19 protein-coding genes are annotated in these 25,982 nt (G+C 71.1%); 13 read left to right on the forward strand and 6 right to left on the reverse strand.

The window, feature by feature from the left end:
• The first annotated feature begins 79 nt into the window (after positions 1-79).
• Positions 80-1,315: a cytochrome P450 gene (locus ACQEXA_RS06755; RefSeq protein ID WP_432936182.1), complete on the forward strand. Its 1,236-nt coding sequence runs from the start codon at positions 80-82 to the stop codon at positions 1,313-1,315.
• 64 nt (positions 1,316-1,379) lie between these two features.
• Here ACQEXA_RS06755 and ppk2 read toward each other — a convergent pair whose 3' ends face one another.
• The gene (gene ppk2, locus ACQEXA_RS06760; protein ID WP_432936179.1) at positions 1,380-2,183 is read right to left on the reverse strand and encodes a polyphosphate kinase 2; all 804 of its coding nucleotides are present in this window, start codon (positions 2,181-2,183) and stop codon (positions 1,380-1,382) included.
• Positions 2,184-2,401: 218 nt separating this feature from the next.
• On the opposite strand from ppk2, the gene ACQEXA_RS06765 reads away from it, so the two are divergent.
• The 3 genes from ACQEXA_RS06765 (at position 2,402) to ACQEXA_RS06775 (ending at position 6,065) form a co-directional block, all read left to right on the forward strand.
• A complete protein-coding gene (locus ACQEXA_RS06765; protein ID WP_433129017.1) occupies positions 2,402-3,157 on the forward strand; it encodes a YqjF family protein in 756 nt (251 codons plus the stop codon).
• A gap of 291 nt (positions 3,158-3,448) precedes the next feature.
• On the forward strand, positions 3,449-4,669 hold the full coding sequence (locus ACQEXA_RS06770) for a hypothetical protein (RefSeq protein ID WP_432936175.1): 1,221 nt from the start codon (positions 3,449-3,451) through the stop codon (positions 4,667-4,669).
• 211 nt (positions 4,670-4,880) lie between these two features.
• Positions 4,881-6,065, forward strand: a complete 1,185-nt coding sequence (locus ACQEXA_RS06775) for a PP2C family protein-serine/threonine phosphatase (protein ID WP_432936173.1) — start codon at positions 4,881-4,883, stop codon at positions 6,063-6,065.
• Positions 6,066-6,105: 40 nt separating this feature from the next.
• On the opposite strand, the gene ACQEXA_RS06780 is transcribed toward ACQEXA_RS06775, so the two are convergent.
• Positions 6,106-7,074, reverse strand: coding sequence for a pyridoxal-phosphate dependent enzyme (locus tag ACQEXA_RS06780; RefSeq protein WP_432936171.1), 969 nt, complete (start codon positions 7,072-7,074; stop codon positions 6,106-6,108).
• 466 nt (positions 7,075-7,540) lie between these two features.
• Here ACQEXA_RS06780 and ACQEXA_RS06785 point away from each other — a divergent pair, with 466 nt between their 5' ends.
• Positions 7,541-7,681, forward strand: coding sequence for a hypothetical protein (locus tag ACQEXA_RS06785; RefSeq protein WP_359397672.1), 141 nt, complete (start codon positions 7,541-7,543; stop codon positions 7,679-7,681).
• Between the two features lie 156 nt (positions 7,682-7,837).
• Here ACQEXA_RS06785 and ACQEXA_RS06790 read toward each other — a convergent pair whose 3' ends face one another.
• A complete protein-coding gene (locus tag ACQEXA_RS06790) occupies positions 7,838-8,206 on the reverse strand; it encodes a hypothetical protein (RefSeq protein WP_432936169.1) in 369 nt (122 codons plus the stop codon).
• Positions 8,207-8,391: 185 nt separating this feature from the next.
• On the opposite strand from ACQEXA_RS06790, the gene ACQEXA_RS06795 reads away from it, so the two are divergent.
• From ACQEXA_RS06795 to ACQEXA_RS06810, 4 genes are all read left to right on the forward strand, one after another.
• Entirely contained in the window at positions 8,392-12,783 is a 4,392-nt protein-coding gene (locus ACQEXA_RS06795; RefSeq protein WP_433129019.1) for an HAD-IC family P-type ATPase, read from the forward strand.
• A gap of 367 nt (positions 12,784-13,150) precedes the next feature.
• Positions 13,151-14,818 carry an NlpC/P60 family protein gene (locus tag ACQEXA_RS06800; protein ID WP_433129021.1) on the forward strand — a complete coding sequence of 556 codons (1,668 nt, stop codon included), beginning with the start codon at positions 13,151-13,153 and terminating at the stop codon, positions 14,816-14,818.
• A gap of 144 nt (positions 14,819-14,962) precedes the next feature.
• Positions 14,963-16,072 (forward strand): PP2C family protein-serine/threonine phosphatase, encoded by a 1,110-nt coding sequence (locus ACQEXA_RS06805; protein WP_433129022.1) that lies wholly within the window; start codon positions 14,963-14,965, stop codon positions 16,070-16,072.
• Between the two features lie 203 nt (positions 16,073-16,275).
• On the forward strand, positions 16,276-17,640 hold the full coding sequence (locus tag ACQEXA_RS06810) for an FAD-dependent oxidoreductase (RefSeq protein WP_433129024.1): 1,365 nt from the start codon (positions 16,276-16,278) through the stop codon (positions 17,638-17,640).
• A gap of 181 nt (positions 17,641-17,821) precedes the next feature.
• Here ACQEXA_RS06810 and ACQEXA_RS06815 read toward each other — a convergent pair whose 3' ends face one another.
• Complete coding sequence (locus ACQEXA_RS06815) at positions 17,822-19,183, reverse strand: lectin (RefSeq protein WP_433129026.1); 1,362 nt, start codon at positions 19,181-19,183, stop codon at positions 17,822-17,824.
• A gap of 290 nt (positions 19,184-19,473) precedes the next feature.
• On the opposite strand from ACQEXA_RS06815, the gene ACQEXA_RS06820 reads away from it, so the two are divergent.
• Together ACQEXA_RS06820 and ACQEXA_RS06825 are read left to right on the forward strand one after the other, a co-directional pair.
• Positions 19,474-20,418, forward strand: a complete 945-nt coding sequence (locus ACQEXA_RS06820; protein ID WP_433129028.1) for an ATP-binding cassette domain-containing protein — start codon at positions 19,474-19,476, stop codon at positions 20,416-20,418.
• The gene (locus ACQEXA_RS06825) at positions 20,415-21,230 is read left to right on the forward strand and encodes an ABC transporter permease subunit (RefSeq protein ID WP_433129030.1); all 816 of its coding nucleotides are present in this window, start codon (positions 20,415-20,417) and stop codon (positions 21,228-21,230) included. Before ACQEXA_RS06820 ends, ACQEXA_RS06825 begins: the two co-directional genes overlap by 4 nt.
• Positions 21,231-21,473: 243 nt before the next feature.
• Here the strand turns inward: ACQEXA_RS06825 and ACQEXA_RS06830 are convergent, their stop codons facing one another.
• Entirely contained in the window at positions 21,474-21,905 is a 432-nt protein-coding gene (locus ACQEXA_RS06830) for a cupin domain-containing protein (protein WP_432936151.1), read from the reverse strand.
• Positions 21,906-22,087: 182 nt separating this feature from the next.
• Between ACQEXA_RS06830 and ACQEXA_RS06835 the strand changes: the two genes are divergently transcribed.
• Positions 22,088-23,308, forward strand: a complete 1,221-nt coding sequence (locus ACQEXA_RS06835; protein ID WP_433129032.1) for an RNA-guided endonuclease InsQ/TnpB family protein — start codon at positions 22,088-22,090, stop codon at positions 23,306-23,308.
• Positions 23,309-23,571: 263 nt separating this feature from the next.
• Positions 23,572-24,591: an LLM class flavin-dependent oxidoreductase gene (locus tag ACQEXA_RS06840; protein ID WP_432936146.1), complete on the forward strand. Its 1,020-nt coding sequence runs from the start codon at positions 23,572-23,574 to the stop codon at positions 24,589-24,591.
• Positions 24,592-24,657: 66 nt separating this feature from the next.
• Here the strand turns inward: ACQEXA_RS06840 and efeB are convergent, their stop codons facing one another.
• Positions 24,658-25,938: an iron uptake transporter deferrochelatase/peroxidase subunit gene (efeB, locus tag ACQEXA_RS06845; RefSeq protein ID WP_433129034.1), complete on the reverse strand. Its 1,281-nt coding sequence runs from the start codon at positions 25,936-25,938 to the stop codon at positions 24,658-24,660.
• Positions 25,939-25,982 lie beyond the last annotated feature (44 nt).

Consider the following 25,982-nt stretch of genomic DNA (forward strand, 5'->3'; position numbering starts at 1 on the left):
ACCAGGCTGCTGCGACAACCTGGCGAGGAGGTCTCGCACCTCCTTCGATTCACCGCGCCTCACGGCGCACGGACGCCTCATGACGCACGCCTCGCTCCTGCGCCAGATCACCGATCACGCCAATCGCGCCAACCCGTATCCGCTGTACGAGGAGTTGCGCAAGACTCCGGTGCTGCACGAGGAGGAGGACGGCCCCTACCTCGTCAGCTCGTACTGGGACATTCTCAGCCTGCTCCACGACCCGCGGATCAGCTCCGACGCCGCCAACCTCGCCGCCGCGGGAGCCGACGAGTTGAACGGGGCGGAGACGACGGGCCTGCCGCCGAGCTTCATCCGGCTCGACCCTCCCGAGCACGACCGGCTGCGCCGGATGGCTAACCGCCCCTTCGGCCCGCCGCACAGTCCCGACCGGATCGACTCCATGCGCGGCGAACTGGCCGAGATGGTGACCGCCCTGATCGACGGCTTCGGGGACTCCCGGCAGATCGACGTGGTCGACCAGTTCGCCTACCCGTTCCCGGTGACGGTGATCTGCCGGGTGCTCGGGGTGCCACGGGAGGACGAGCCGCGCTTTCGCGCCTGGGTCGACCCGATCGTCGCCGGTCTGGATCCGGACACGGGCGAGGACGGCGACGAACGCCGGCGCGCCGCGCAGGAGGCACGGCTGCAGTTGGGCATGTACCTGGCCGGTCTGGTCGAGCAGCGGAGCAAGAACCCGGGTGAGGACATGTTGTCCCAACTGGTGGGGGGCCACGGCCCCGACGGCCCCATGACCACGATGGAAGTGCTCACCACCTCCGTACTGCTGCTGATCGCGGGCCATGAGACGACGGTCAACCTGATCACCAACGGCATGCTCACGCTGCTGCGCCACCCGGAGTACCTGCGGAAGCTGCGCGAGGACTCCGGACTGGCCGTCAACATCGTGGAGGAACTGCTGCGCTACGAACCGCCCGTGCAACTCGTGCCGCAGCGCACCTGTATCGCGGACATCGAGGTGCGCGGGGTCACCATTCCGAAGGGCTCGCGCATCTGGCTCGTCCTCGCGGCGGGCAACCGGGACCCCGAGCGCTTCCAGGACCCCGACCGGTTCGATCCCTACCGTGGCGACATCCAGCACCTCGGCTTCGGCAGTGGCATCCATTCGTGCTTCGGCGCGCCGCTGGCCCGGCTGGAGGCGCAGATCGCGCTGTCCGAACTGGCCCGCAGGCTGGACAACCCGCGGCTGGCCGAGGATCCGCCGCCCTACCGGCAGAACGCGGTGCTCCGCGGCCCGCGCCATCTGAACGTCGTCTTCGACGGTCTGCGGCCCTAGTACGCAGCGCCCGCGGATCCCGGCGGCCTCGTGCCAGGGCCGGCAGCTGTGGACCGAGGGGACGCTACAGGCTCGCCGCGTGGTCGGGGACGTAGGTCTGCAGATCGCGGGGCGGGCGCTCGTATCCGGTCGACGGCGGCCGTTCGGGCAGTTCCAGCACCGGGGGCTGCACTTCGTGGTACGGGACCGAGTCGAGCAGATGGGCGATCATGTTGACCCGGGCCCGGCGCTTGTCGTCGCTCTCCACGATGTACCACGGGGCATCTGCGATGTCGGTGTGCACCAGCATCTCGTCCTTGGCCCGTGAGTACGCCTCCCAGTGGGTGAGCGACTCCAGGTCCATCGGCGAGAGCTTCCAGCGCCGCAACGGATCCTCCAGCCGGCGCCGGAAACGCTCCTGCTGTACGGCGTCGCTCACCGAGAACCAGTATTTGCGCAGCAGGATCCCGTCCTCCACCAGCATCCGCTCGAAGATCGGGCACTGCCGCAGGAACAACTGGTACTCCTCCGCCGTGCAGAAGCCCATCACGTGCTCGACTCCGGCCCGGTTGTACCAACTGCGGTCGAACAGCACGATCTCCCCGGCCGCGGGAAGATGCTCGACGTACCGCTGGAAGTACCACTGGGTGCGCTCGCGCTCGGTCGGCTTGGGCAGTGCCGCGATCCGCGCCAGCCGCGGATTGAGGTGTTCCGTCACCCGTTTGATGGTGCCGCCCTTGCCCGCCGCGTCCCGCCCCTCGAAGATGACGACCAACCGGGCGCCCTCCGCCCGCACCCATTCCTGCAGCCGCACCAACTCGGTCTGCAGGCGCAGCAGTTCCCGCTCGTACGTCTTACGCGGCAGCGTTTCCGCATTGTTCCCGTCCATGCCGCCTCCACCGGTCGATGACGTGCGGGCTCACCTGCCCGAATCCGTGTCCGCGGCCGGGCGCCAGCCGCCACCGTACTGACCGGCGCAGTTCCGCGCACGTCCGCCGCCCTCGGCCATGTCCCGAGTGTGGTGCACGGCGTTAGGGTGACGGACCGCCGTACCGCACCGAGTTCAGCGCGCCCCGCCGTCCGTGGTCCCCTGCTGGAATGCCCGTCATGAAAACCGAGCCGATCACCCTGTCCACCCCGCGCCCCATGCGCCGGCCCACTCTCGTGCAGGGCTGGCACGAACTGGCCTTTGTGCACTGGCCGGTGGCGCCGGAGGAAGTGGCGGGGCTGCTGCCGGCCGGCACCCGGCCCGACACTCTCGACGGGGTCACCTACGTCGGGCTGGTCCCCTTCATGATGCGCGGCGCGGGCCTCGGAGCGGGGCCCGGACTGCCGTATCTCGGCACGTTCTGCGAAACCAATGTGCGCCTGTACTCGGTCGACGGGGAGGGCAGACGCGGCGTGGTGTTCCGGTCGCTCGACGCCGCCCGTCTCCTTCCCGCGCTCGTGGGCCGGCTGGGTGTCCGGCTGCCCTACACCTGGTCGGCGATGCACCTGCGCCGTGAGCACGATGTCATCACCTACAGCTGCCGCCGACGCCGCCCGCCGGAAACGGGGCCGGCCAGCCGGGCCGTGGTGCGCATAGGCCGGCGGATCACGGAACCCACACCGCTGGAGCGGTTCCTGACCGCCCGCTGGGGCCTGCATGTCTCGTGGCACGGGCGCACCGTCCATCTGCCCAACGACCACCAGCCGTGGCCGCTGCACCGGGCGGACCTGCTGGACCTCGACGACGGCCTGGTCACCGCCGCGGGACTGCCCCGTATGACGCGTCCGCCGGTCAGCGTGCTCTACTCCCCCGGAGTCGCCGTGCGCTTCGGGACCCCTTCCGTGCTGTCGCCGCTGCGGAGCCGGGGCCGGTAGCCCCGGCCCGAAGGGGGCGGACCGGTTGAGCGCCGGGGCCGGCGGTGCTCAGGAGGAGGATCGCCGCCGTGGCGAACACGCCCGACGACGCGGTCCGCCGCCCCACGGACATGCCCGTCGTGCCGTGCCGTCCGCAGTCCCCTCCGCCCCCGCGGCCACTGGTGGCACCTGTCCCGTCCGGCATCTCTCACGACCGCGACAGAACCTCCCGCCTCATTCGGCCATCTCCATGAGGGGGGGCCTTGACGTCCCCGGGCCGTCCGCAGGAGACAGGAGCCGAAAGGAAGACGCGTGCCCGTCATCAGTCAGCGGGTCCACTTGGTGCTGCTCACCGCCTGGACAGTCGTCTGGTTCGCCGTGGTCGAGCGGCACGGAGGATTCTCCTGGCACTACCTGCGCACCGGCGGGCAGCTGCTCTACGAGGGCCCATCGGGCAGAGGCGACGGCGGTCTGAACCTGTACGCGCATCATCCCGAACTGCAGATGGGTCCGGTGAGCTTCCTGGTGGCGGGTCTCTTCAACCCGTTCGCCGAGGCCCTGGGACAATTCCTGGCCGCCGCCCTGATGTCGGGGCTCGGCCTGGTGATCGTGGTTCTGGCCGGGCGCAGCGCCGCCTGGCACTTCCTGGGCACCGGTACCAACCACCAGCGGCTGCGGCAACGGGTGCTGATCGCGGGCCTGGCCTTCATCCCGATGTGGATCGAGGTGTCGGTGCGCTTCGGCCATCTCGACGATGTCCTCGCGCTCTTCTTCACGGCCCTCGCAGTGCAGTCCCTGACCCGCGGCAACGCGGCCGCGACCGGCGTCCTCCTGGGCCTGGCCATGGACTCCAAACCGACCGCGCTGGCCTTTCTGCCCCTCCTGCTCGCACTGCCGAGGCATCAGTGGTCGCGCGCGGGCCTGTGGTGCGCGGCCCTGGTCGCGGTCGTCTGGCTGCCGTTCTTCGTCGGAGCCCCGCACACGTTCGCCGCGGCCCAGTTCACCATCCCCAACCAACCGGCGTCCGCCCTGCGCTGGCTCGGCGTCGGCGATCCACGTACCCCTCCGTGGGACCGGCCGGCACAGGCCGCGCTCGGCCTCGCTCTCGGCTGTGCCGCCGTGTGGCGCGGCCGCTGGCCGGCGGTCGTCCTGCTCGGCGCCAACGCCCGGATCGTCCTCGACCCGAGCGTCTACACCTACTACACGGCGTCCGTCCTGCTCGGCACCCTGTTGTGGGACGTGATCGGACAGCGGCGGCTCGTCCCCTGGTGGAGCTGGATCGGACTGCTCACCCTGTACGGCAGTGTCTTCGTCGTCCCCGACGACTCGGCGCGGGGCCTGATCCGCCTGGGCTTCGTGGCCGTGTCCACCGCGTACGTCCTCTTCTGGCCGCTGCGGGACCGGGGCGACCGGCGGCCCCGGTCCTCGGCCCGCCCCCGCGGTCCGGTCATTCCGCCGGCACGGCGAGGCGGGACGGAGTACTCGGCGGAGCGCATGCGCCCCGTACGCGAGCCCGTACAGGTCATGGCCTGAACCTTCGCCCGAGCACCTCGACGGTGCTCATCCGCGCCTGCTTCCCGTTGATCGACCGCAGCCGGCCCGTGGATCCCCCGCGTGGATCCCGGCACAGCGCTCCGGGCAACCGGCGGGGAGCTGCTCACCGCCGTGCTTCGGATCGTCCGGATCAGGCGGTGGCACCGGCGAGCGGTGGCCGCCGGACCGGCGGCGAGGCAGGGTGGAAGGCATGGGTTCCCGGCCGAGCCTTGGCAGTGGGCAGCCGTGGCAGTCGAGTCATGCGTTGCTTCTCCTTCCGATCGCGCTCATCGTGGTCATCACCGTGGTGGACATCCACTCCCCCGAGACCGTCCATCTGGGCCCGGCCCTGGTCATGGCGCCCGCCCTCACCCCGTCGTTCGCCGGGGCGCGGCCGACCGCCCTGATCGGGGCGCTGGCGGTGGCGGGCCAGGTCATCATCGCCGTCCTCCATGGCGGGCTGACCACCACCAACCACATCGTGCAGATCGGCACCCTCGCCCTGCTCTCGGTCCTCTGCGTGATCTACTGCGCCATCCGGGACCGGCGCACCAAGCAGCTCGCCCAGGTCCGGTCCGTGGCCGAGGCGGCGCAGCATGTCCTGCTGTGGCCGCTGCCGGAACAGATCGGCCCTCTGCGGATCGCCTGCCTCTACCTGGCCGCCGAGGACGAGGCACAGATCGGCGGCGACCTGTACGCGGCCACCCGCACCGAGCACGCGGTACGGATCCTGATCGGCGACGTACGCGGCAAGGGTCTGTCCGCCATCGGCGAGGCCGCGCTGCTGCTCGGTGCCTTCCGGGAGTCCGCGCACCGGCACGACTCCCTGCCGGAACTGGCCGCGTCCCTCGAGGACAGCGTGAGCCGGTATCTGGCCGACTTCGAGCCGGACGAGGAGAAGGGCGAACGCTTCGCCACCGCCTTGCTGGTGGAGATCCCCGACGGGGACGCGACCACGCGGATGACCAGTTGCGGGCATCCTCCCCCGCTGCTGCTCAGCCCCGGAAGCGCCGTCACCGTCCCGAGCCTGCACCCCGCACCCCCGATGGGGATCGGCAGGACGAGCCCGTCCGACTACACGCTGGACGTGTTCTCCTTCGAGCCCGGCGACACCCTGCTGCTCTACACCGACGGCGTCATCGAGGCACGGGACGGCGAGGGCAGTTTCTACCCGCTCACCGAACGCGTCGCCCACTGGACCCAGGCCAGCCCGGAGGCGCTGCTGCACCACATTCGGCGCAACCTCTTCGAGCACACCGGGGCGCGCCTGGACGACGACGTCGCCCTCGTCGCCCTCCAGCGCATCCCCGCCTTCCCCCACGTCCACCATCACGGGCGGCTCATCCACGGCAACGGGTTCCGTCACCGGTCCGGCTCCCAGCAGGGAAGCAGATGACGAACCCGCCGCCCCCGGCTCCACCGGCCGCGGACCGGCGTCAGCCGGCGAGAATCCGGGTGAACCGGTCGGTGCTGATGTTGCCGCCGGAGACGATGACACCGACCCTGCGCGGGAGACGGTCGACACGGTGGGCCAGAAGCGCGGCCAGCGCGCTGGCGCCGCTGGGTTCGGCGACGATCTTCATCCGCTCGAAGGCGAACCGCATCGCGTCACGGATCTGGTCGTCGCTGACCAGGGCGATACCGTCCACCAGCCGTCGGTTGACGGAGAAGGTGAGCTCACCGGGTATGTCCGCGGCCTGACCGTCGGCGATGGTCCGCGGCACCGGAACGGAGACGCGCCGGCCGGCCTCCAGGGACCGCTTGGTGTCGTCGCCGGCCTCCGGTTCGACGCCGATGACCCGGGTCCCGGACCGGAGCCCCTTGGCCGCCGTGGCGCTGCCGGCGATCAGGCCGCCGCCCCCGACGGGCACCACCAGGGCGTCCACATCCCCGACCTCTTCCAGCAGTTCGAGGGCCGCGGTGCCCTGCCCGGCGATGACATGCGGATGCTCGTACGGGGGGATGAGCGCCAGACCGCGGTCGGCGGCGAGTGCCTCGCCGATGGCGACCCGGTCGCCGGTGTACCGGTCGTAGGTGACGATCTCCGCGCCGTAGCCGGCGGTCGCCTCCATCTTGGAGCGCGGGGTGTCCTCCGGCATGAGGATCACGGCGGTGGTGCCGAGTTCACGCGCGGCGAGTGCGACGGCCTGCGCGTGGTTGCCCGAGGAGTAGGCCGCGATGCCGTTCGCCATCTGTGCCGCGGACAGCCGGGAGGCGGCGTTGTACGCGCCGCGGAACTTGAAGGCTCCGATCCGCTGGAAGTTCTCGCACTTGACGAAGACCTCGGCGCCGACCAGGGCGTCCAGGGTGCGTGACCGCAGTACGGGGGTGCGGTGCGCCACGCCCTTGATCCGCACGGCGGCGTCGCGGACGTCCTCCAGGGTGACGAACTGCGGGTCGGTCATGTGTGTTCTCCGTCCTGGTCGGTGCCGGCGGGCGCGCTGACGTCCGCGCCGGGTGCGTCCGGCGCGGTCCTGGCCTCGGCGAGGGGGTGCAGGCTCAGGTCCGTCAGATCCCCGGCCGTTCGGCGACCTGCCGCGCCGCTCCACGGTCGTGGAGGCGGGCTCAGCGCCGCGATGACGGCGTCCCCTCCCCCAACCGGTGACTCCCTCCCGCCATCAGCCCCGGCAAGCGCCGGAATCTGTACGGAGAATCTAGATCGCCGGGCAGCAAATCCAAAGCCCGCGCTCCTGGGTGGCCCGCCGGGGAGCGACGACCGTGCGCCGGACGACCGAGGCGTGGGGCGGCGGCATTCATGGCCTGTTCATCCAAGCGACAGGGAAAGTACCTTCACGAGGCACCCGAAACGCAAGGAAAGGGCCCATCGTCGGATATCGGACATCCGCAACATGAACAGAAAGCCATACCGACATGGGCCAGATACTTGCAGCCGTCGCGATGAAGATCGGTGTGGCGATCGCCGAGGCGATCGTCATGCGTCTTGCCTGGGAGCTGTGGGCCGCCTGCTCGCGCTACCTGCGTACGACCGCCACCCCCGCGGCCGCCGTCTGACGTACGGCCGCCACCTGGGCCGCCCCTGACGTGCCGGCGTTCCGACCGCCGGGCCGGCACAAGGCCGCCGCGACGACTCCGCCCGGCCCGCCGGGCCACATACCGGCACGTTGACGCCCGGCAGTGCACCACTGCCGGGCGTCGTGCTGTGCCGCGTCACATCTTGCCGACCGCGGCGGGGGACCCGGCATTGCGCTCGGTCGTCTTGTCGCCGGCCTTGCGGGTTCTGCCACCACGCAGCAGATAGGTGGCCCCGCCGACGGCCAGCGCGACGGGCCACTCCAGAGCCCCCGCGACCGTCATCGCTCCAAGTCCGCCGTAGAACACGAGATCCTTGGTCGACGGCATGCCGCCCGGCACTCGCGACGTCGCAGCCTTGGCCGTATGCGCCATGTCACCCCTGGTGATGTACGGAATCTTCAGCGAAGGGTGCAGGGTACGCGTGTGCAGGTGCAGACCCGCTCCCTCGTGGGACTCCCTCATGGACTGGTCCCGGTCTTCTGTGGTCCCCACTGTCTTGGCCATCCCCTGGCCTCCTCTCACGGAGTCGGTGTGGTGTCCCCCTCTTCCACCCTGGTGCACGCCTTCTGAAATACGGCGTATACCCCCATAGGACCGGGTATCCGCACATAGCGGATTTGAATCGACGTTTTGTGGCTACTGATGCAAGCAAAGCCGAACGTCGGTCCGCCGGGAGCGGGTGATGCGCTGTGGCACTGCCGGGATGCGATCTGCTGCGTGCCGTCGTGTCGACCACCACCGGCGCGTTGTGGAACGGCAGCCGCCGGCGTGTACGGCACTTCGACGGGCGCCTCCATGTCGCCGTACGCGGTCTGCGCCAGGGCGAGATGCCCCACGCGGCCGCGACGAAGCTGGCCGCCGACGTGGAGCGCCGGCTCCGCGACGTGCCCGGGGTGGCGTGGGCCGTGGTGAACACGGCACTCGGGCACGTCTTCGTCGGCACCGACGACGGCACCGACCCCGAGGAGATCGCGTCGGTCCTGATCGACGTGGTCGAGGGGGTCGAGGAGGCGCACGACGTCGAGCATCCGCTGCCCGACCACCCGCTCTCCGGGGGGACGGCCCGGAGAGCGGCGTCGGCCGTGGCCGCGCACCTCGGGGCCATGCCCCTGGCCGCGGCGGTGGGACTGGCCCGGCGTGCCCCGCTGCCCGCCTGGGTCGCCTCCCTGGTCCCGATCGTCGAGTCCGAGCCGCGGCTCAGGTCTCTGGTGGAGAAGGCGGTGGGCCGCGAGACCGCCGGAGTGGTCATGGCCGGGCTCACGGCGCTCGGTCAGGCGGCCTCCGGCGGACTCCTCGGGGCCGGTGCCGACGCCGTGGCACACACCTTGCGGGTCATGGAGGCGAAGGCGGAGAGCGCCGCCTGGGCCGCGGCCGAACCACGCCTGGCCGGCAGTCCGGAAGCCGGATCCAACGGCCCGGAACCAGCGCCCCCGCCCCGCGCGAAGGCCCTGAAGCGCGGACCGGTCGAGCGCTACGCCGACGAGGCGCCTCTGGTCGCCGCGGCGTCCTTCACCGGATCGCTTCTCATCACCCGGCGTCCCGGAAAGGCCGTCGCCGGCGCGCTGGCGGCCATCCCCAAGGCGCCGCTGCACGCCCGTGAGGGCTTCGCCTGCGCCTTCGGCCGGGGCCTGGCACACAGAGGCGTGCTCGTACCGTGTCCCGACGCACTGCGCAGGCTGGACCGGATCGGCACCCTGCTCCTGGACACGGACGTCCTGGCCACCGGCTCCCATCTGCTGGCCGATCTGATCGCCCTCGACGAGGACGCGCCCGCGGGAGAGCTCGCCGCGAAGGCGCACCGACTGTTCGACGGCTCGGAGCCCGAGAGGCTGTCCCGGGACGGCGAGTGGACGCTGGGCCCCATCGAGTCCCTCCCGCAAGGAGACGAGGCGGCGCAGGCCCAGGAGCGCCTTCAGCGAGAAGGCGCCCGGCTCGTGCTCGGGCTCGCGCAGGAGGACCGTCTGGTGGCCGTGATCAGCGTGCTGCCGCAGTTGCACGACGCGGCGGGCGCCTTCGTCCCCGCCGCCCATGCCGCCGGACTGACCGTGGTGGTCGCGGGCACGCACACGGCCGATCCGGCCGTGCGGGAGGCCGACGCGGTGCGCGACGCGGGCGAACGGCTGGTCGACTCGGTACGGGACCTCCAGCGCGGCGGCGACGGTGTGCTCCTCATCTCACGGGACCGGACGGCGCTCCGGGCCGCGGACGTGGGCGTAGGCGTCGCCGACACGGACGGGATTCCTCCCTGGAGCGCCGATCTGTACGTGGATCATGGTCCGGGTGGGGCCGTCCTGATCGTCCAGGCCTGCCGCGGCGCGCGGGAGAGTGCGCGGCGCGGGGTGAGGCTCTCCCAGGCGTCCGCGACGGTGGGCGCGACGGCGGCGGTGGCCGCGGACTCGCGGCAACCCGAGAGACGCGGTACGACGGCGTACAACGCCGCGGCCGCCCTCGGGACCGCCGCCGGGGTCTGGTCGGCGGTCCGGCTGCTGCGCCGGCCGCTGCCGCCGACCGCCGAGTCCCGTCAGCCCTGGCACGCGATGGACCCGGCCACGGCCCTCGCCCGGACGGGCAGCCGTGCCGAGGGGCTGACGAGCGAGGAAGCACGGAACCGGGGCACCATCCCCGAGCAGCGGGGCGGCACGTCCTCGCTCGTCCGTGCCTATCTGATCGAGATGGCCAACCCGCTCACGCCCGTCCTCGCCGCCGGAGCGGCCATGTCCGCCTCGGTGGGCGCCGTCCTCGACGCCATCGTCATCGTGGCAGTCACCGGGCTGTCCGGATTCTTCGGCGGTTTCCAACGCCACCGCACCGAACGGGCGGTGGCCAAGCTGCGGCGCGAATCGGCCGTCATGGCCAAGGTGCTGAGGGACCGAAAGGAGATCACCCTGCCCGCGCAGCAGCTGGTGGTGGGCGACGTGGTGAAACTGAACGCGGGTGCCGTGGTGCCGGCCGACGCGCGCCTGCTGGAAGCACACAATCTGGAGCTCGACGAGTCGGCGCTCACCGGCGAGTCGCTTCCGGTGGCCAAGGACGTGGCACCCGTACTGGCCTCGGACCTCGCCGACCGTACCTCCATGGTCTACGACGGCACCACCGTCGCGGCCGGGCGTGGCTGCGCGGTCGTCGTGGCGACCGGCAAGGCGACCGAGGCGAGCCGGGCCGCGGCGATCGGCCGGGGTGCCGCCCCCGCCGTCGGTGTGGAGCTTAGGCTGGCCCGGATCACCCGCAGCACCCTGCCCGTGGCCCTCGGTTCGGCCGCTGCCGTGATGGCCGCCGGAGCGTTGCGTGGGCGCCCGGTCCGGGACTCCGTCGGCGCGGGCGTGGGACTGGCCGTGGCCAGCGTCCCGGAAGGTCTGCCTTTTCTGGTCTCGGCGGCCCAACTCGCCTCCGCCAGAAGGCTTTCCGCACGAGGCGCCCTGGTCAGGGATCCTCGCACGATCGAGGCGGCCGGGCGCACCGACGTACTGTGCTTCGACAAGACCGGAACGCTCACCCATGGGCACATCTCCCTGGTCGCCGTGTCCGCCGACGGCGAGAGCCGACTCCTGGAATCGCTGGGCGACGAGCAGCGTGCCGTACTGGCCGCCGCGCTGCGGGCGACTCCGCGTCCGCACGGTGACGCGGGACTCGAGCACGCCACGGACGGCGCCGTCACCGACGGCGCCGAGGAGGCGGGAGTGCGCCGGACCATGGGAGCGCCGGGCTGGCGGCGCGAATCCAGCCTCCCGTTCGAGCCGAGTCGCGGCTTCCACGCCACTCTGAGCGAGTCCGAGGGAACGCACATCCTGTCGGTGAAGGGAGCGCCGGAGGAGGTCGTGGAGCGCTGTGCCACGCGTGAGGGACAGCCGCTGGACGAGGAGGGACGTGCGGACGTCCTCGCGGCCGGCGAGAAGCTGGCGGCCGAGGGCCACCGCATCCTCGCGGTCGCCGAACTCCGGGGCGCCACGGTCGACGAGCTCACCGAGGAGGCCGTGCGCGACCTGGAGTTCCTCGGCTTCCTCGCGTTCGCCGACCGGGTGCGTGGTGAGGCAGCCGACGCGGTGCGCCAACTGGCCGACGCCGGGGTGCACATCGTGATGATCACCGGAGACCACCCGAGCACCGCCGGCACGACCGCCGCCGAACTCGGCGTTCTGGACGGCAGACGCGTGGTGACAGGCGCCGAACTCGACGACCTGGACGACGACGCGCTCGAGCGACTGCTGCCCGACGTGGGTGTCGTCGCCCGCGGTACCCCCGTGCACAAGGTCCGCGTCGTGCAGGCATTCCAACGCCTGGGCCGTACGGTCGCGATGACCGGTGACGGCGCCAACGACGCGCCGGCGATCCGGCTCGCGGACATCGGCATCGCGTTCGGCACCCGGGCCACGCCGGCCGCACGTGCGGCGGCCGACCTCGTCGTGACGGACAACCGGTTGGAGACAGTGCTCGCCGCGCTTGTGGAGGGCCGCGCCATGTGGGCCTCGGTGCGGCAGGCCCTGGCGATCCTCGTCGGCGGCAACCTCGGCGAGATCGCCTTCACCCTCATCGGCGCCGCGACGACCGGCACCTCGCCGCTGACGGCTCGTCAACTCCTCTTGGTGAACCTCTTCACGGATCTCGCACCGGCGATGGCGGTGGCCCTGCGGCCGCCCCATCCCGAAGCCACCGAGCGCATGCTCCACGAGGGACCCGAGGTCTCGCTCGGCACGGCGCTGACCGAGGAGACCGTCGACCGTGCCGTGGCCACCGCCCTCGGCGCCCTGGCCGGCTGGCTCGTCGCCCGATTCACCGGCCGTGCCGTGCGCGCCCGCACCGTCGGCCTGGTGGCGCTGGTCGGCGCGCAACTCGGCCAGACCTTGCTGGCCGGGGGCCGCAGCATGCCGATCGCGCTGTCCTCCCTGGGCTCGATGGCGGCGCTCGCCGCCGTGGTCCAGACCCCGGTTCTCAGCCAGTTCTTCGGCTGTACGCCCCTCGGCCCCGTCGCCTGGACGATCGCCCTGTCCGCGGCGGCCGGGGCGACGGTGAGTTCGCTGTTCCTCCCACCGCTCATCGGCCGCATCCGCAGCGCGGCGCTGCGACCGGCCGCCTCCACGGCATAGCGGCGCTCCGTGCTGGTGGCAAGACCTGAGGTGCCAAGATGAAAGTCACAATTACGTATCGGACATTTGGCACTCCAATCTTCACGCCCGCCACACAAGTTGGCTAGGTTGTCGGCAGGCCGTACGACTCCCTCCGGCGAACCTCGCCGGGTCCAGCGGCCTCCGCCGAGCCCCGGTGCACCACCAGCACAGCGATGCCGGGGACCCAACCGGCCATGGGGTGAATCGGCCCGACTGCCCACCAGGGCAAGGGTCGTGGGGAACGCCTCCCGGATTCGTCCGCCGGCACCGCACAGGGCCTGAGCGGCCTGAGGGCACCACCCCCGTCGCCAACTCGACAGGCGGAGCACGGAAGGAGTACGTCTCCATGGCGCCGGAGCGAACCTCGCGCCCCGGAGGCTTCGGCCTCCCCGGTATGCACGACTCCGACCGCACCGCCGCCGCATCGTCCCTGACGGGGGACGACGGGCCGAGCCGCGCCGAGGTCCAGCAGCGGATCCGCAACCTCTACGACCGGGCCGAGACCGACAGCGGGACCTTCAACGCCACCCGCGCGATGGCGGCGGGGACACGCAACCGCCCCGCCCCGGCCTTCAACGGGGAGCGCAGACGCGTCGATCCCGTCCTCGACGCCATCGCCAAGGAGTGGTTCGACGCGGCGCGCGAGAGCGTCGGTCCCACCGTCCCGGCAGCGCTCCCGGCCGACAGAATGCCGGACAGCGCGCCCGAGCCGCGGCCCGTGGTCCCGGCGCGGCGTCCGGCGGACGATCTCCCGGCGATCGAGTGGGGCAGGAACGACCGCGCCCTCCCGGAGCTCACCGCCGGACCGGCCGGAGCTACCGCCCGGCCCTTGGAGCTCACCGCCGGGCCCGTCGCGGCGCTGCCCGCCGCGCCTCAGTCACTGCGGGAGACCGAGCCGCCCAAGGCCCTGCCCGCGCCCGCCGCCAAGTCCTGGCCCTCCCCGTTGACGGGCTCCAAGGGGCGGCACCAGCGGAAGCTGGCCGCTGCCCGCGAGATGCTGGCCCGGCACGCGGCGGCACTCCGCACGCCACTCGCGGCGATCGAGCCCCCGCGGCCCGCAGCGGCGGGACAGACCGGTGCCCCGGCCGAGGCGGCATGGCAGCAGCAACCGTCCCTCCCCGGCTTTGAGTCGTCGGCCGCGCCCGTCGGTACAGGCCCCTCTTATCCCGGCCTTGAGTCGTCGGCCGCGCCTGCCGGAGCGAGTCTCTCCTTCGCGGCCCCGGTCGCCCCCGACGCGGCACTCGGCAGCGGTGCCTTCGCGGCCACCGCCTCCTACGCCCCCATGGACCCGTACGCCGACGCCCTCGGCCCCACGGACCCGTACGCCGACGCCCTCGGCCCCATGGACCCGTACGCCGACGCCCTCGGCCCCACGGACCCGTACGCCGACGCCCTCGGCCCCATAGACCCGTACGCCGACGCCCTCGGCCCCACGGACGCGTACGCCGGTGCCGCCACCACCGACCCGTACGCCGGTTCCATCACCACCGACCCCTTCGCCGCCGCCACCAGCACCGGCACATTCGCCGTCGCGCCCGGCACCGGCACCGACTCCTTCGCCGTCGCGCCCGGCGTCGACCCCTACGCCACCGCCCCCGCCATCAGTCCCCACGCCACCCCGGCAGAGGCTGGCGCCACGCCGGTGAGCGGGCACGACGTGAAGGCCGCGAAGGCCCTCGCCTTCGCCCGTGCGCAGATCGGCAAGCCGTGCGTATGGGGTGCGAGCGGACCCGACTCGTATGACGCCGCCGGCCTCACCCAGGCCGCCTGGAGGGCAGCCGGGGTCGTCCTTCCGCGTGCCGCGCAGGAGCAGGCGGCCATGAGTACGGCGATCCCGCTGACCGACCTCCGGCCCGGAGACCTGATCTTCTTCTACGACACCGCCGACCACGTCGGCATCTACGCCGGCGACGCCATGATGGTCCACGCCTCCAGTCCCGGTTCCTTCATCCGCGAGGAGTCGATCTTCTTCGCCGGGAACTCGGCGATCCACGGCGCGGCACGCCCCGCATGACCTGGCATTCCGCCTCGCGTCCTGCGGGGCGGCGTCAGGCTCCCTGATCCTGCCGGGTGCGCGGCACACCTGGCAGCAGATATAGAAGTATCGCCGTGCCCGCGCCGACGTGCGACGGATGGCTTCGCGTAGGAATGTGGGGCTGTGCGAAGCATCAGCGCCATTCCGTGGCGCCGGGCAGGGGACCGGCGGGGATGGCTGCGCGGCGCGCCGCCACCGCGGTGGGTGCGGATCCTGCCGATCTTCCTGCTGCTGATCGTCGGCATCGTCACCCTGGTGAGCCCCCAACCACTCAACATCGGCTTCCTGCTCGGCGCCATCCCACCCCTTGCCGTGCTCTCCTACGGACCGGCGGCGACGGCCGTACTCGGCGCCCTGGTCATCGGTCTGCAGCACACAAGGGTCTTCCACCTGGACCAACCCGGCAGCGCCGACCTGCTCACCATCAGCTTCGTCGCACTGCTGAGCGTGTTCGTGTCGTATGTCCGCAGCCACCGGGACGCCCAGCTCGATCTGGAACGCACCGTGGCCGAAGCCGCCCAGAACGCCCTCGCTCCCCCGCTGCCCGAACAGGTCGGCCCCGTCCACTGCACCGGGCTGTACCGCGCGGCACAGCGCGGGACGCTCGTCGGCGGCGACTTCTTCGATGTGCGCAAGAGTCCCGGCGGGGTGCGGGCGGTCATGGGCGACGTACAGGGTCACGGGCTGTCTGCCGTGGCCACCGTCGCATCCCTGCTCGGCGCCTTCAGGGAAGCGGTGCTCGATCAGGCGGACCTTCCGTCGGTCGCCGCCCGAATGGACCGCAGGCTGGTCGTGGACTCGACCGAAGAGCGGCGACCGGAACTCTTCGCGACCGCGGTGCTCCTCGAGTTCACCCCCGACGCCCGCACCGTCCGGATCATCGTGTGCGGCAGTCCGCCGCCCCTGCTGCTCCAGGACGGCAAGGCCACCGAAGTACAGGTCACACCCGGTACGCCGCTGGGGCTCGGCCTGTCTCCGGGAGGTACGTACGACGAGGTCGCCCTGCCGCTGGGGCGCGACGACCGGGTGTTCCTGGCGTCCGACGGCATCTGGGAGGCCAGAGACACCGACGGCATGTTCTACCCGCTGGTCGACCGGCTCCCGCAGCTGGCGGTCGAGGATCCGACCAGGACCGCGGAGAATGTGTGGGCGGATCTCGTCCGTCACTGCGGCACCGTCCGCGACGATGCCACGATGCTCCTCCTCGCCCCCGAGCCCGGAGGCGACGGATGAGCCGGGGCAGGGGCGGCATCGGCAGGTCCGGTCGGCCCGCGAGACGGTCGGCAAGGGAAGGGCACCCCCCGGATTTCAGCTCCCGCCTCTGCACATAACATGGCCTTATGAGGGCATAGACCGGACCCGAGTACCAGGTAAGGTTTGCCTTAGTTTAGGGTTTCTCGACGAGCCGCCTGTCACCGCTCGAAGGGAACCTGATCATGCCCCGCCCCCTGCGGGTAGCCATAGTCGGAGCCGGTCCCGCCGGTATCTACGCCGCCGACGCGCTGCTGAAGTCCGAGGTGGCCGCCGAGCCCGGTGTGTCTATCGACATCTTCGAGCGCATGCCGGCCCCGTTCGGCCTCATCCGGTACGGCGTCGCCCCCGACCACCCGCGGATCAAGGGCATCATCACGGCCCTGCACCAGGTCCTCGACAAACCGCAGATCCGGCTGTTCGGCAACGTCGACTACCCGGCCGACATCAGCCTGGACGACCTGCGCACGTTCTACGATGCCGTGGTCTTCTCCACGGGTGCGACGGCCGACCGCGCCCTCGACATCCCCGGCATCGATCTCGACGGCTCCTACGGCGCGGCCGACTTCGTGTCCTGGTACGACGGGCACCCGCACGTGCCGCGGACCTGGCCGCTCACGGCACAGAAGGTCGCCGTCCTCGGCGTCGGCAACGTCGCGCTCGACGTGGCCCGCATCCTGGCCAAGACGGCGGACGAGCTCCTGCCCACCGAGATCCCGCCGAACGTCTACGACGGCCTCAAGGCCAACGAGGCGCTCGAGATCCATGTCTTCGGCCGCCGCGGCCCGGCGCAGGCCAAGTTCAGCCCCATGGAGCTGCGGGAGCTGGACCACTCCCCCAGCATCGAGGTCATCGTCGACCCCGAGGACATCGACTACGACGAGGGCTCGATCGCGACGCGGCGCGGCAACAAGCAGGCCGACATGGTCGCCAAGACGCTGGAGAACTGGGCCATCCGGGAAGTCGGCGACCGGCCGCACAAGCTGTTCCTGCATTTCTTCGAGTCGCCCGCCGAGATCCTCGGCGAGGACGGCGGGGTCGTCGGCCTGCGCACCGAGCGCACGGCCCTCGACGGCACGGGCAACGTCAGGGGCACGGGCACGTTCCGGGACTGGGACATCACCGCGGTCTACCGTGCCGTCGGCTACCTGTCGGACTCCCTGCCCAAGCTGCCGTGGGACATCGAGTCGGGCACGGTGCCCAACGAGGGCGGCCGGGTCATCGAGGAGAGCGGCGCGCATCTGCAGTCCACGTATGTGACGGGCTGGATCCGGCGCGGCCCGGTGGGCCTCATCGGCCACACCAAGGGCGACGCCAACGAGACCGTGGCCTCACTGCTGGACGACCACGCGAACGGCCGCCTGCACACGCCCGCCTCCCCGGCGCCCGAGGCCGTGGACGCGTTCCTCGCCGAGCGGGGCATCCGTTTCACCACCTGGGAGGGCTGGTACCGCCTCGACGCGGCGGAGAAGGCGCTCGGGGAACCGCAGGGGCGGGAGCGAGTGAAGATCGTCGAGCGTGCGGACATGCTCCGGGCGAGCGGCGCCTGAACGCCGGCGCCGCCCGGCCGAGGAGGATCGAGCCACGGCCGGGCGGCGGCCCGCCGAGCAGGATGCCCTGCCCGGCGGTTCCCCCGGGGCAGGTCAGGCAAGCTGACCAGGTTCGCCACGTTCGTCGGGGAGTTCGATGGCCCGCCGCGGTCGGTCCCGACCTGGGCGGATGCCGGTTCGATCAGCCGGTGTAGGAGGAGAAGACGCGCGTGTAGTCCCAGGCCTGCTGGCTCACTCCGGAGCAGCTGTCGGCCGGGCCTCCGGTGCAGGGACGGTCGCGGTTGGCGGACCAGAAGGTCAGCCGTGCCAGGTGGTGCTGCTGCGCGTAGCCGAGGATGGTGCGGAAGTCGGCGACGGTGACGGTCTCGTTCTGGTCGGTGATGCCGTTCATCGACGAGATGCCCATGTCACGGTAGGCCTGGTCGTCGCTGTAGCCGTACGCGTTCTTCACCGCCGTCTTGAGGCCTTCGGCGGCCCGCAGGGTGAGCGTGCCCATGTTCTGACCGGCGCCGCCGAAGTCGAACGGCATGATGGTCCAGCTGTCCACGGTGAGGCCCGACGCGGCGGCCCGGTTGATCAGGCTTGTGTCAGGGCCGCTCTGGTCGGTACCGATGGTGACGTACACCTTCAGGCCCGGGTTGTTCGCCTTCACGGTCTTCAGCGCGTCGACCGTGCGCTGCTGCACGGTCGCGTTGCTGTACGCGTCGGCCTCGATGTCGATGTCGATCGCCTTCAGGCTGTAGGCGTTGATCACCTTCTGGTACGCGGACGCGAGCTCACCCGCGCTGGAGCATGAGCTCTCCAGCTTGTTGCCGCTGTAGCCGCCGAAGGACGGGATCACATCGCCGCCGTTCGCCCGGACCGTGTTGACGGTCTGCTGGTCGACGCCGCCGGTGAGCGGACGGCCGCCGTCCCACTGCGGGTTGCAGTAGCCGTTGCTGAGCACGAAGGCCAGCGTGAACCACTTGACGCCGGTCGCGTTGGTGATGGTGGTCGGGCTCGGCGGGTCGCCCCAGCCGTTGTAGAGGTAGGGGGCCACGGCCATCGGGGCGGCGGGATTCGTGCCGCCGGACGAGGGTGCCGTCCACTTCTGGTTGGCGCCGCCGGTGCAGCTCCAGATCTGGGTCGGGGTGCCGTTGGCCGAGTTGTTGTCCACGACATCGAGGCACTTGTCGGCCTGCGGGTTGACGATGTCGTGCGCGGCGGTCACGGTCCACTTCTGGTTGGTTCCGCCGGTACACGACCACAACTGGATGCGGGCCCCGTTGGCGGTCGATTTGCCGGTCACGTCAAGGCACTTGCCGAGTGCGCGGATGGTGCCGTCGGTGCCGACCGTCCATTGCTGGGCGGCGGTGCCGTTGCAGTCGTAGAGCTGTACGGGGGTGCCGTCGGCGGAGTTGGCGCCGGCGACGTCGAGGCACTTGCCCGCGAGACCGGTGATGGCACCGGTGGCGGCGGCAGCGGGGGACGCGCTGAGCGCGGTGGCGGACAGGGCGAGCAGAGACACCGCGAGGGCGGCGCGAGCGGCGGTCGGGGAGCGCATGAATCTCCCTTTCTCGATGTGGGGGGAGACAGCGAAGTGGTTACTTCAGACCGCGATTTAAGAAGTGAACTAAGGGACTGTCAAGGCTTTGGTACAGACCAGTGCCAGTTCTCCTCGAACCGGTCCCGGGCGCCCGCGGACAGCACGGATATATGAGGGACTACGGCACCAGAACGTCCGCGCTCGCACGCGCCGCGAAGGTGCCGCAAGGAGGGTGCAGTTGCGCCGCGCGCCCTCCGTGCGGAGCAGTCCCGCGCGACAGGGAGGCGGTGCGTACGAGGGTGGAGGTCATGATCGAGGCCCACTCCCTGACCAAGCGCTACGGAGCACGCACCGCCGTCGACGACCTCGGGTTCACCGTGCGCCCCGGCATCGTGACCGGTTTCCTCGGGCCCAACGGGGCCGGGAAGTCCACCACGATGCGCATGCTGCTGGGGCTGGACGCGCCCACCTCGGGCCGGGCCGTCGTCAACGGCCGCGGCTATGCCCGGCACAGGGCGCCGCTGCACGAGGTGGGCGCGATGCTGGAGGCACGCTCCGTCCACACCGGGCGCAGCGCGTACCACCATCTGCTGGCACTCGCCGCGACCCACGGCATCTCCAAACGCCGGGTGAACGAGGTGATCGACCTGGTCGGACTGCGTGCGGTGGCGAAGAAACGGGTCGGCGGCTTCTCCCTGGGAATGGGCCAACGGCTCGGTATCGCCGGCGCACTGCTCGGCGACCCGGCGACGGTGATCCTCGACGAGCCCGTCAACGGCCTGGACCCGGAGGGCATCCTGTGGATCCGCAACCTGCTCAAGGGACTGGCCGCCGAGGGCCGCACGGTACTCGTCTCCTCCCATCTGATGTCGGAGATGGCACAGACCGCCGAACACCTCATCGTGATCGGGCGCGGGCGGCTGATCGCGGACACCTCGGTGGCGGAGTTCGTCGCGCGGGCCGCGAAGGACGTGGTGCGGGTGCGCACCGACGAGGCGGAGAAGCTGTCCGGACTGCTGGCAGGTCCGGACGTGTCGATCGCCCCGCAGGAGCCGGGTGCGCTGGAGGTGACCGGCCTCGGCAGTGAGCGCATCGGGCGAATCGCGGCCGAGCACGGCATCGCGCTGGCCGAACTGACGCCGCAGCAGGCGTCGTTGGAGGACGCCTTCATGGAACTGACGCGGGACGCCGTGGAGTACCAGGCACCCGCGCCACAACTCATCGGCGCGGGCGGCGGAGGACTGGCGGCATGACGACGGCATCGCCGATCCCCGCCGCAGAGCGGGGCCATGTCACTCAACTGCGGGTGATCCGCTCCGAGTGGATCAAGTTGCGCTCCCTGCGGTCCACGGTGTTCGCCCTGCTCGCGGCCGTCGTCGCGATGATCGGCCTGGGCTTCCTGTTCAGTTACTTCACCGCCGCGCGCTGGGACCGTCTGCCGCCGGAGGAACGGCTCGTCTTCGATCCGACGATGGTGAGTCTGCGCGGCCTCTACCTCGCCCAACTGGCCATCGGCGTGCTCGGCGTACTGGTCGTCAGCGGCGAGTACGCCAGCGGAATGATCCGGGCCTCGCTGTCCGCGGTGCCGCGCCGGCTTCCGGTGCTGTGGGCGAAGGCCCTGGTGTACGCGGCGGTCGCTTGGCTGTTGATGACGTGCGCCTCACTGACGGCGTTCCTGCTCGGCCAGACCGCCCTGGCCAGCCATCATCTCCAGACCTCACTGAACAGTCCCGGCGTGCTGCGCGGGGTCCTCGGCACCGGTCTGTATCTGACCGTCGTGGGCCTGATCGGTGTGGCGCTGGGCGCGCTGCTCCGCAGCACCGCGGGCGGCATCACCGCCGTCTTCGCCCTGCTGCTGGTGCTGCCGGTGCTCGCCCAGGCACTGCCGTCGTCCTGGTACGACACGATCAACCCCTATCTGCCGAGCACCGCCGGGCAGAGCCTCATCCACGTCCAGCAGCAGCCGCACACCGCGGCACCGTGGACGGGATTCGCGGTGTTCTGCCTCTACGCGCTGGCGGCGCTGGTGTGTGCCGCGGTGGCACTGAAACGACGGAATGCCTGAGCCGGGGTGACGCCTGCACCCTGCGCCGCACCGGCTGGTAATCGGAATTGCGTACGGCCGATCCGGGCCACCAACCGGTGCAACGAGGAACGCACTCAGCAGCCCTGACGGGCAGTCAGCCCCAGGAAGACGCGGACGGCGCCCGTCGACGGCAGGTGCAGCAGATCCAGGGCACCCCGCCCCGTGCGGTGCCCGGGACGGGATGCCCTCACCCTCCGGCCGACCGGGGAGCGGATGCCCGGCCTACTGGAAGTCGCAACCGGGATTCGGAGCGTCCTCGGAGAACGGCGCGCCGTGCGGCAGCACATAGAGCACGTCCAGGACGACGGGGGTGGTGCCGAGGTTCCGGCCGATGTGGACGTGGCCGGGACCGCTCGGCTCGGTGATCGTGCTGCCGTCCCGGTAGACGCCGTCGGAGGCGCAGGTGGAGTCGAAGTGGCTGAGGGTGCCCTGCTTGACGTATCCGTACAGGGGGCCGTCGTGGTAGTGCCAGCCGGTGCTCTGCCCGGCCGGGACGGTTATCTCGCGCAGGATGTAGTCCGTGCCGCCGACGGTCCTCTGGGCGAGGACCACGCCGGTCACACCGGGACCCGGCGGGGTGGCACCGGCCGTGCCGGACAGGCCGGCCACGCCCAGGGCCGTGGCGGCGGCTCCCGTCAGCGCTCTTCGGAACATCACCGGCTTTCTCCGAGGATGCCCCGGCCTTCAGGCCGGGGAGGAATCGGACTCCTGCGGAGCAGGGCAGGGACAGCCGGATCGCCGTCAGGGCGATCCGGCGTCCACCCCGCACGGCCGTGATGCCGCCCACAACGGTCAAGAACTCTCAACTGTCAGTCCTCCCAGGTAGGTTCAGATGCATGACGACAGAAGCGACCACGAAGGACACCGGGCATGCCCGGTACACCTTCCGTGTACGCCTGTCGAAGACAGCCCGGCGCGCACTCGAAGCCGAGTGGGATCGCTGCCGCTGGATCTGGAACGAATGCGTGGCCAAGTCCCGGCAGGCCCACGCGCAGAGCAGAGCGGGCGGCGAGAAGTTGACGTGTGGTCCGGCGCAGCTGGACAGGATGCTGACCGACGCCCGCGGGGTGACAGCGTGGCTGGCTGAGGGCGCGAGCGTGCCGCAGCAGCAGGTGATCCGGGAGTTCGCCAGGTCGAGGGCGAAGGCGCTGAAGGACATCAAGGACGGGCTTGCGCAGCACCGCCGGGCGGGGATGCCCCGCTTCAAGCGCAAGCGTGACAGCCGACCGTCGCTGAACTACACCCGGCGCGGTTTCCGCCTGAAGGAGGGCCGTCTGCACCTTGCGGGCCAGATCGTGCTGAGCGTGGTGTGGTCGCGGGCTCTTCCGGCCGACCCGTCGAGTGTGCGCGTGTACCAGGACACGCTCGGACATTGGTACGCCTCCTTCGTCGCCCCGGCCCAGGTCGAGCCGCTTGTGGAGACCGGCCACGTCCTGGGCGTGGACTGGGGTGTGAAGGAGACCGCGACCACCACGGATGACGCCTACGACCTTCCGCATGCCGAACACGGCAAGCGGTCCGCTCAGCGGCTCGCGAAGTACCAGCGGATGATGGCCCGGCGCCGGCGACCGAAAGGACAGCGTGCATCCACCGGCTACCGGAAGGCGCAGGCACAGGCAGCGAAGCTGCACAGGAAGATCGCGCGGCAGCGTGAGGACACCGGCCGCAAGTGGGCCAAGGCCGTCATGCGCGATCATGACGGAGTGGCGGTGGAGGACTTCCGCCCGAAGTTCCTCGCGAAGACCACCATGGCCCGCAAGGCGGCCGACGCGGCCATCGCGGCGACGAAGCGTGCCCTGATCGAGATGGGCCGCAAGCACGCACGGGACGTCCGTCTCGTGCACCCGGCGCACACCACGATGGACTGCGCAACGTGCGGGGCGAGAACCAAGCACGCACTCCCTCTCTCGATGAGAACGTATGCCTGCACCGTGTGCGCAGCCGTGTCCCCCAGGGACAAGAACTCCGCCCGCGTGATGCTGGTCCGGGCAGGTTGGAACCCGGACGGTGCCGAGGGCGTAAGACCACCTGAGCCGCTGGCTCCGGTGGCAGCCTGAGCCGTACATCCCCGCTCAACCCTGGAGGGTGGAGAATCCCCTCCCTTCAGGGAGGGGAGCCTTCAAATGCATGCGTCCTCCAGGGTCGGGGTGACTCGGTGCGCGGCGCGCCCCGGGAGCCTTCCCAGGCCCCTCCCGTTTCACGTCCGCCGCCACGGCCCGCACGGCACGGCTCTCCCTTCACACGCGCGCAACGATCACCTGCGAGACTCGAACACAGAACCGGCGTACGGCAGACACACCACGGATCTTGGAGGAGCCCCGTGCCCCCGACCTCGAAACCGCTGCAGAAACTGGGATTCCTGACCATCGGCCTGTTCGACGAGGCGGATCCGCGCCACGGGCACGAGTCGACGCTGGAGATCATCGAACTCGGTGAGCGGCTCGGCTTCGACAGCGCATGGGTGCGCCACCGCCATCTGCAGTACGGCATCTCCTCGCCCGTCGCGGTGCTCGCCGCCGCGTCCCAGCGCACGAGCCGGATCGAACTGGGCACGGCGGTCATCCCGTTGGGCTGGGAGAACCCGCTGCGGCTCGCCGAGGATCTGGCGACCGTCGACGTCCTCTCCGGGGGCCGGCTCAACCCCGGGATCAGCGTCGGCCCGCCGATGCACTACGACCATCTGAAGCAGGCGCTCTATCCCCACACGGCCGATGCGGAGGACTTCGGCTACGACCGCGTCCAGCGGCTGCTGGACTTCGTGCGCGGAAAGCCGGCCACCGACTTCAGCGGGGTCGAGGGCTTCGAGGTGTTCTCACAGCGGGTGCAGCCGCACTCCCCCGGCCTGGGCCGGCGTATGTGGTACGGCGGAGGCAGCCTGCGTTCGGCGCAATGGGCGGGCGAACACGGGATGAACCTGCTGACCAGCAGTGTGGTGAAGGCGGAGGAGTCGGAGGACTTCGCCGAGGTTCAGCTCTCGCACATCCGCAGGTTCCGCGCCCACCACCCCGACGGCGAGCGCGCCCGCGTCTCGCAGGGGCTCGTCGTCATCCCCACGGACAGCGCCTCGTCCGGACAGCGCGCCAAGTACGAGGCCTACGCGGCGCAGCGGATGCCGCGTACCGCGTCGCCGCAGGGCCCGGCGCGGATGATGTTCGCGCCCGACCTCGTCGGCCCGTCCGGGCAGATCGCCGAGCAGCTCCACGCGCACGCCGCGTTCCGGGAGGTCGACGAGGTGGCGTTCGCGCTGCCGTTCACCTTCGAGCACGAGGACTACGTGCAGATCCTCACGGACATCGCCACCGCCCTCGGCCCGGCGCTGGGCTGGCGGCCGGCCGGCTGAACGCCCGCTGACGGAGGGAGACCGTCAGCGGCGCCCGGGCCGTGGCCGGTCGGCGGCGGCCCGGTCTCATGTGGCGAGCAGCCCGCGCCCCAGCCAGTCCGAGGCGTCCTTCACACCGGGCAGCGCGAAGAAGTAGCCGCCCCCGGTCGGCGATATGTAGTCGACGAGGGGCTCGTCGATCAGCCGGGTCTGGGTGGCCTCGAACTGGCGTTGCACATCCTGCTGGTAGCAGCAGAACACGAGCCCCATGTCGAGGTTCCCGACGTTGTCGACGCCCCGGTCGTAGTTGTAGCCCCGGCGCAGGATGCGCGAGTTGTCCGTGCCGGCCGTGCGGGGGTTGGCGAGGCGGATGTGGGCGTCGAGCGGGATCGCCGTGCCCTGCGGATCCTTGGCGTAGTGCGGGATGTCGGTCTCCTTGGCGCCGTCCAGCGGGGCGCCGGTGTCCTTGCGGCGGCCGAACATCTTCTCCTGTTCGGCCAGCGAGACCCGGTCCCAGAACTCGACGAGCATGCGGATGATCCGGATGACCTGGTAGCTGCCACCGGTCGTCCAGGTGGGCTCGCCCTGCCCCTCGCCGACCCAGATCAGCCGGTTCGTCTCACGGGCCGAGGTCACGTCGGGGTTGGCGATACCGTCCTTGAAGCCGAGCAGATTGCGCTGGGCCCCGGTCGGGCGGGGTGTGTTCTGGAAGCCGTCGATGCGCCACTTGATCTGCATCGCGCCCCGGGTGTGCCGCGTGATGTCGCGCAGCGCGTGCAGCACGGTGTCCTGGCGGGCTGCGCAGATCTGCAACGACAGGTCGCCGTGGCACTCGGCGGCCTGGAGGTTGTCGTTGGGGAACGTGCGCATCGGGGTGAGCCGGCGCGGCTTGACCGCGGCGAGGCCGTAGCGGTCGTCGAAGAGGGAGGCGCCGACGCCGACCGTGACGGTGAGTCCGTCGGCGGGCACCTCGGGGCCGAGGATGCCGTTGTCGGCGGGCGGGGCGCCGACGCCCAGGTCCGCAGGGGTACCGCCGGAGGTGAGGAAGCGGGCCCGCTCGGTGATGGTCTCGAACAGTGCGGCGAGTTCCTCGCGTCCCTCGGCTATCACGTGGAAGGAGACGAAGGTCGCCGCCGCCGGTGCGGGGGTGACGATGCCTGCCTGGTGGATGCCGTGGAAAGCGACCTTCACGGCGTCGGCGGTGTCCGCTGCGCGGGCCTCGGTGGCGCCGGTCTGGCTGAGGGCGAAGCCGCCGCCGGCCAGGGTCGCGCCCGCGGCTCCGGCGCCCAGTGCCGTCTTCACGAACGAGCGGCGGCCGTGGCCGGCGGGGCAACCGCCCTGGGCGGCGGGCGTTTCGGCGGACGGCATGGGATTCCCTTCGGTGCGTGCGTTCTCGGCGCGCTGTGCGGTCA

This window comes from Streptomyces sp. CA-106110, assembly GCF_050936285.1.
GTDB lineage: Bacteria > Actinomycetota > Actinomycetes > Streptomycetales > Streptomycetaceae > Streptomyces.

What these genes read in the sequence shown, in the direction of transcription:
- ACQEXA_RS06755 (WP_432936182.1), top strand. Translation starts at nt 80, where the DNA reads ATGACGCACGCCTCGCTCCTGCGCCAGATCACCGATCACGCCAATCGC.
- ppk2 (WP_432936179.1), bottom strand. Translation starts at nt 2,183, where the DNA reads ATGGACGGGAACAATGCGGAAACGCTGCCGCGTAAGACGTACGAGCGG.
- ACQEXA_RS06765 (WP_433129017.1), top strand. Translation starts at nt 2,402, where the DNA reads ATGAAAACCGAGCCGATCACCCTGTCCACCCCGCGCCCCATGCGCCGG.
- ACQEXA_RS06775 (WP_432936173.1), top strand. Translation starts at nt 4,881, where the DNA reads ATGGGTTCCCGGCCGAGCCTTGGCAGTGGGCAGCCGTGGCAGTCGAGT.
- ACQEXA_RS06780 (WP_432936171.1), bottom strand. Translation starts at nt 7,074, where the DNA reads ATGACCGACCCGCAGTTCGTCACCCTGGAGGACGTCCGCGACGCCGCC.
- ACQEXA_RS06785 (WP_359397672.1), top strand. Translation starts at nt 7,541, where the DNA reads ATGGGCCAGATACTTGCAGCCGTCGCGATGAAGATCGGTGTGGCGATC.
- ACQEXA_RS06790 (WP_432936169.1), bottom strand. Translation starts at nt 8,206, where the DNA reads ATGGCCAAGACAGTGGGGACCACAGAAGACCGGGACCAGTCCATGAGG.
- ACQEXA_RS06800 (WP_433129021.1), top strand. Translation starts at nt 13,151, where the DNA reads ATGGCGCCGGAGCGAACCTCGCGCCCCGGAGGCTTCGGCCTCCCCGGT.
- ACQEXA_RS06810 (WP_433129024.1), top strand. Translation starts at nt 16,276, where the DNA reads ATGCCCCGCCCCCTGCGGGTAGCCATAGTCGGAGCCGGTCCCGCCGGT.
- ACQEXA_RS06815 (WP_433129026.1), bottom strand. Translation starts at nt 19,183, where the DNA reads ATGCGCTCCCCGACCGCCGCTCGCGCCGCCCTCGCGGTGTCTCTGCTC.
- ACQEXA_RS06820 (WP_433129028.1), top strand. Translation starts at nt 19,474, where the DNA reads ATGATCGAGGCCCACTCCCTGACCAAGCGCTACGGAGCACGCACCGCC.
- ACQEXA_RS06825 (WP_433129030.1), top strand. Translation starts at nt 20,415, where the DNA reads ATGACGACGGCATCGCCGATCCCCGCCGCAGAGCGGGGCCATGTCACT.
- ACQEXA_RS06830 (WP_432936151.1), bottom strand. Translation starts at nt 21,905, where the DNA reads ATGTTCCGAAGAGCGCTGACGGGAGCCGCCGCCACGGCCCTGGGCGTG.
- ACQEXA_RS06835 (WP_433129032.1), top strand. Translation starts at nt 22,088, where the DNA reads ATGACGACAGAAGCGACCACGAAGGACACCGGGCATGCCCGGTACACC.
- efeB (WP_433129034.1), bottom strand. Translation starts at nt 25,938, where the DNA reads ATGCCGTCCGCCGAAACGCCCGCCGCCCAGGGCGGTTGCCCCGCCGGC.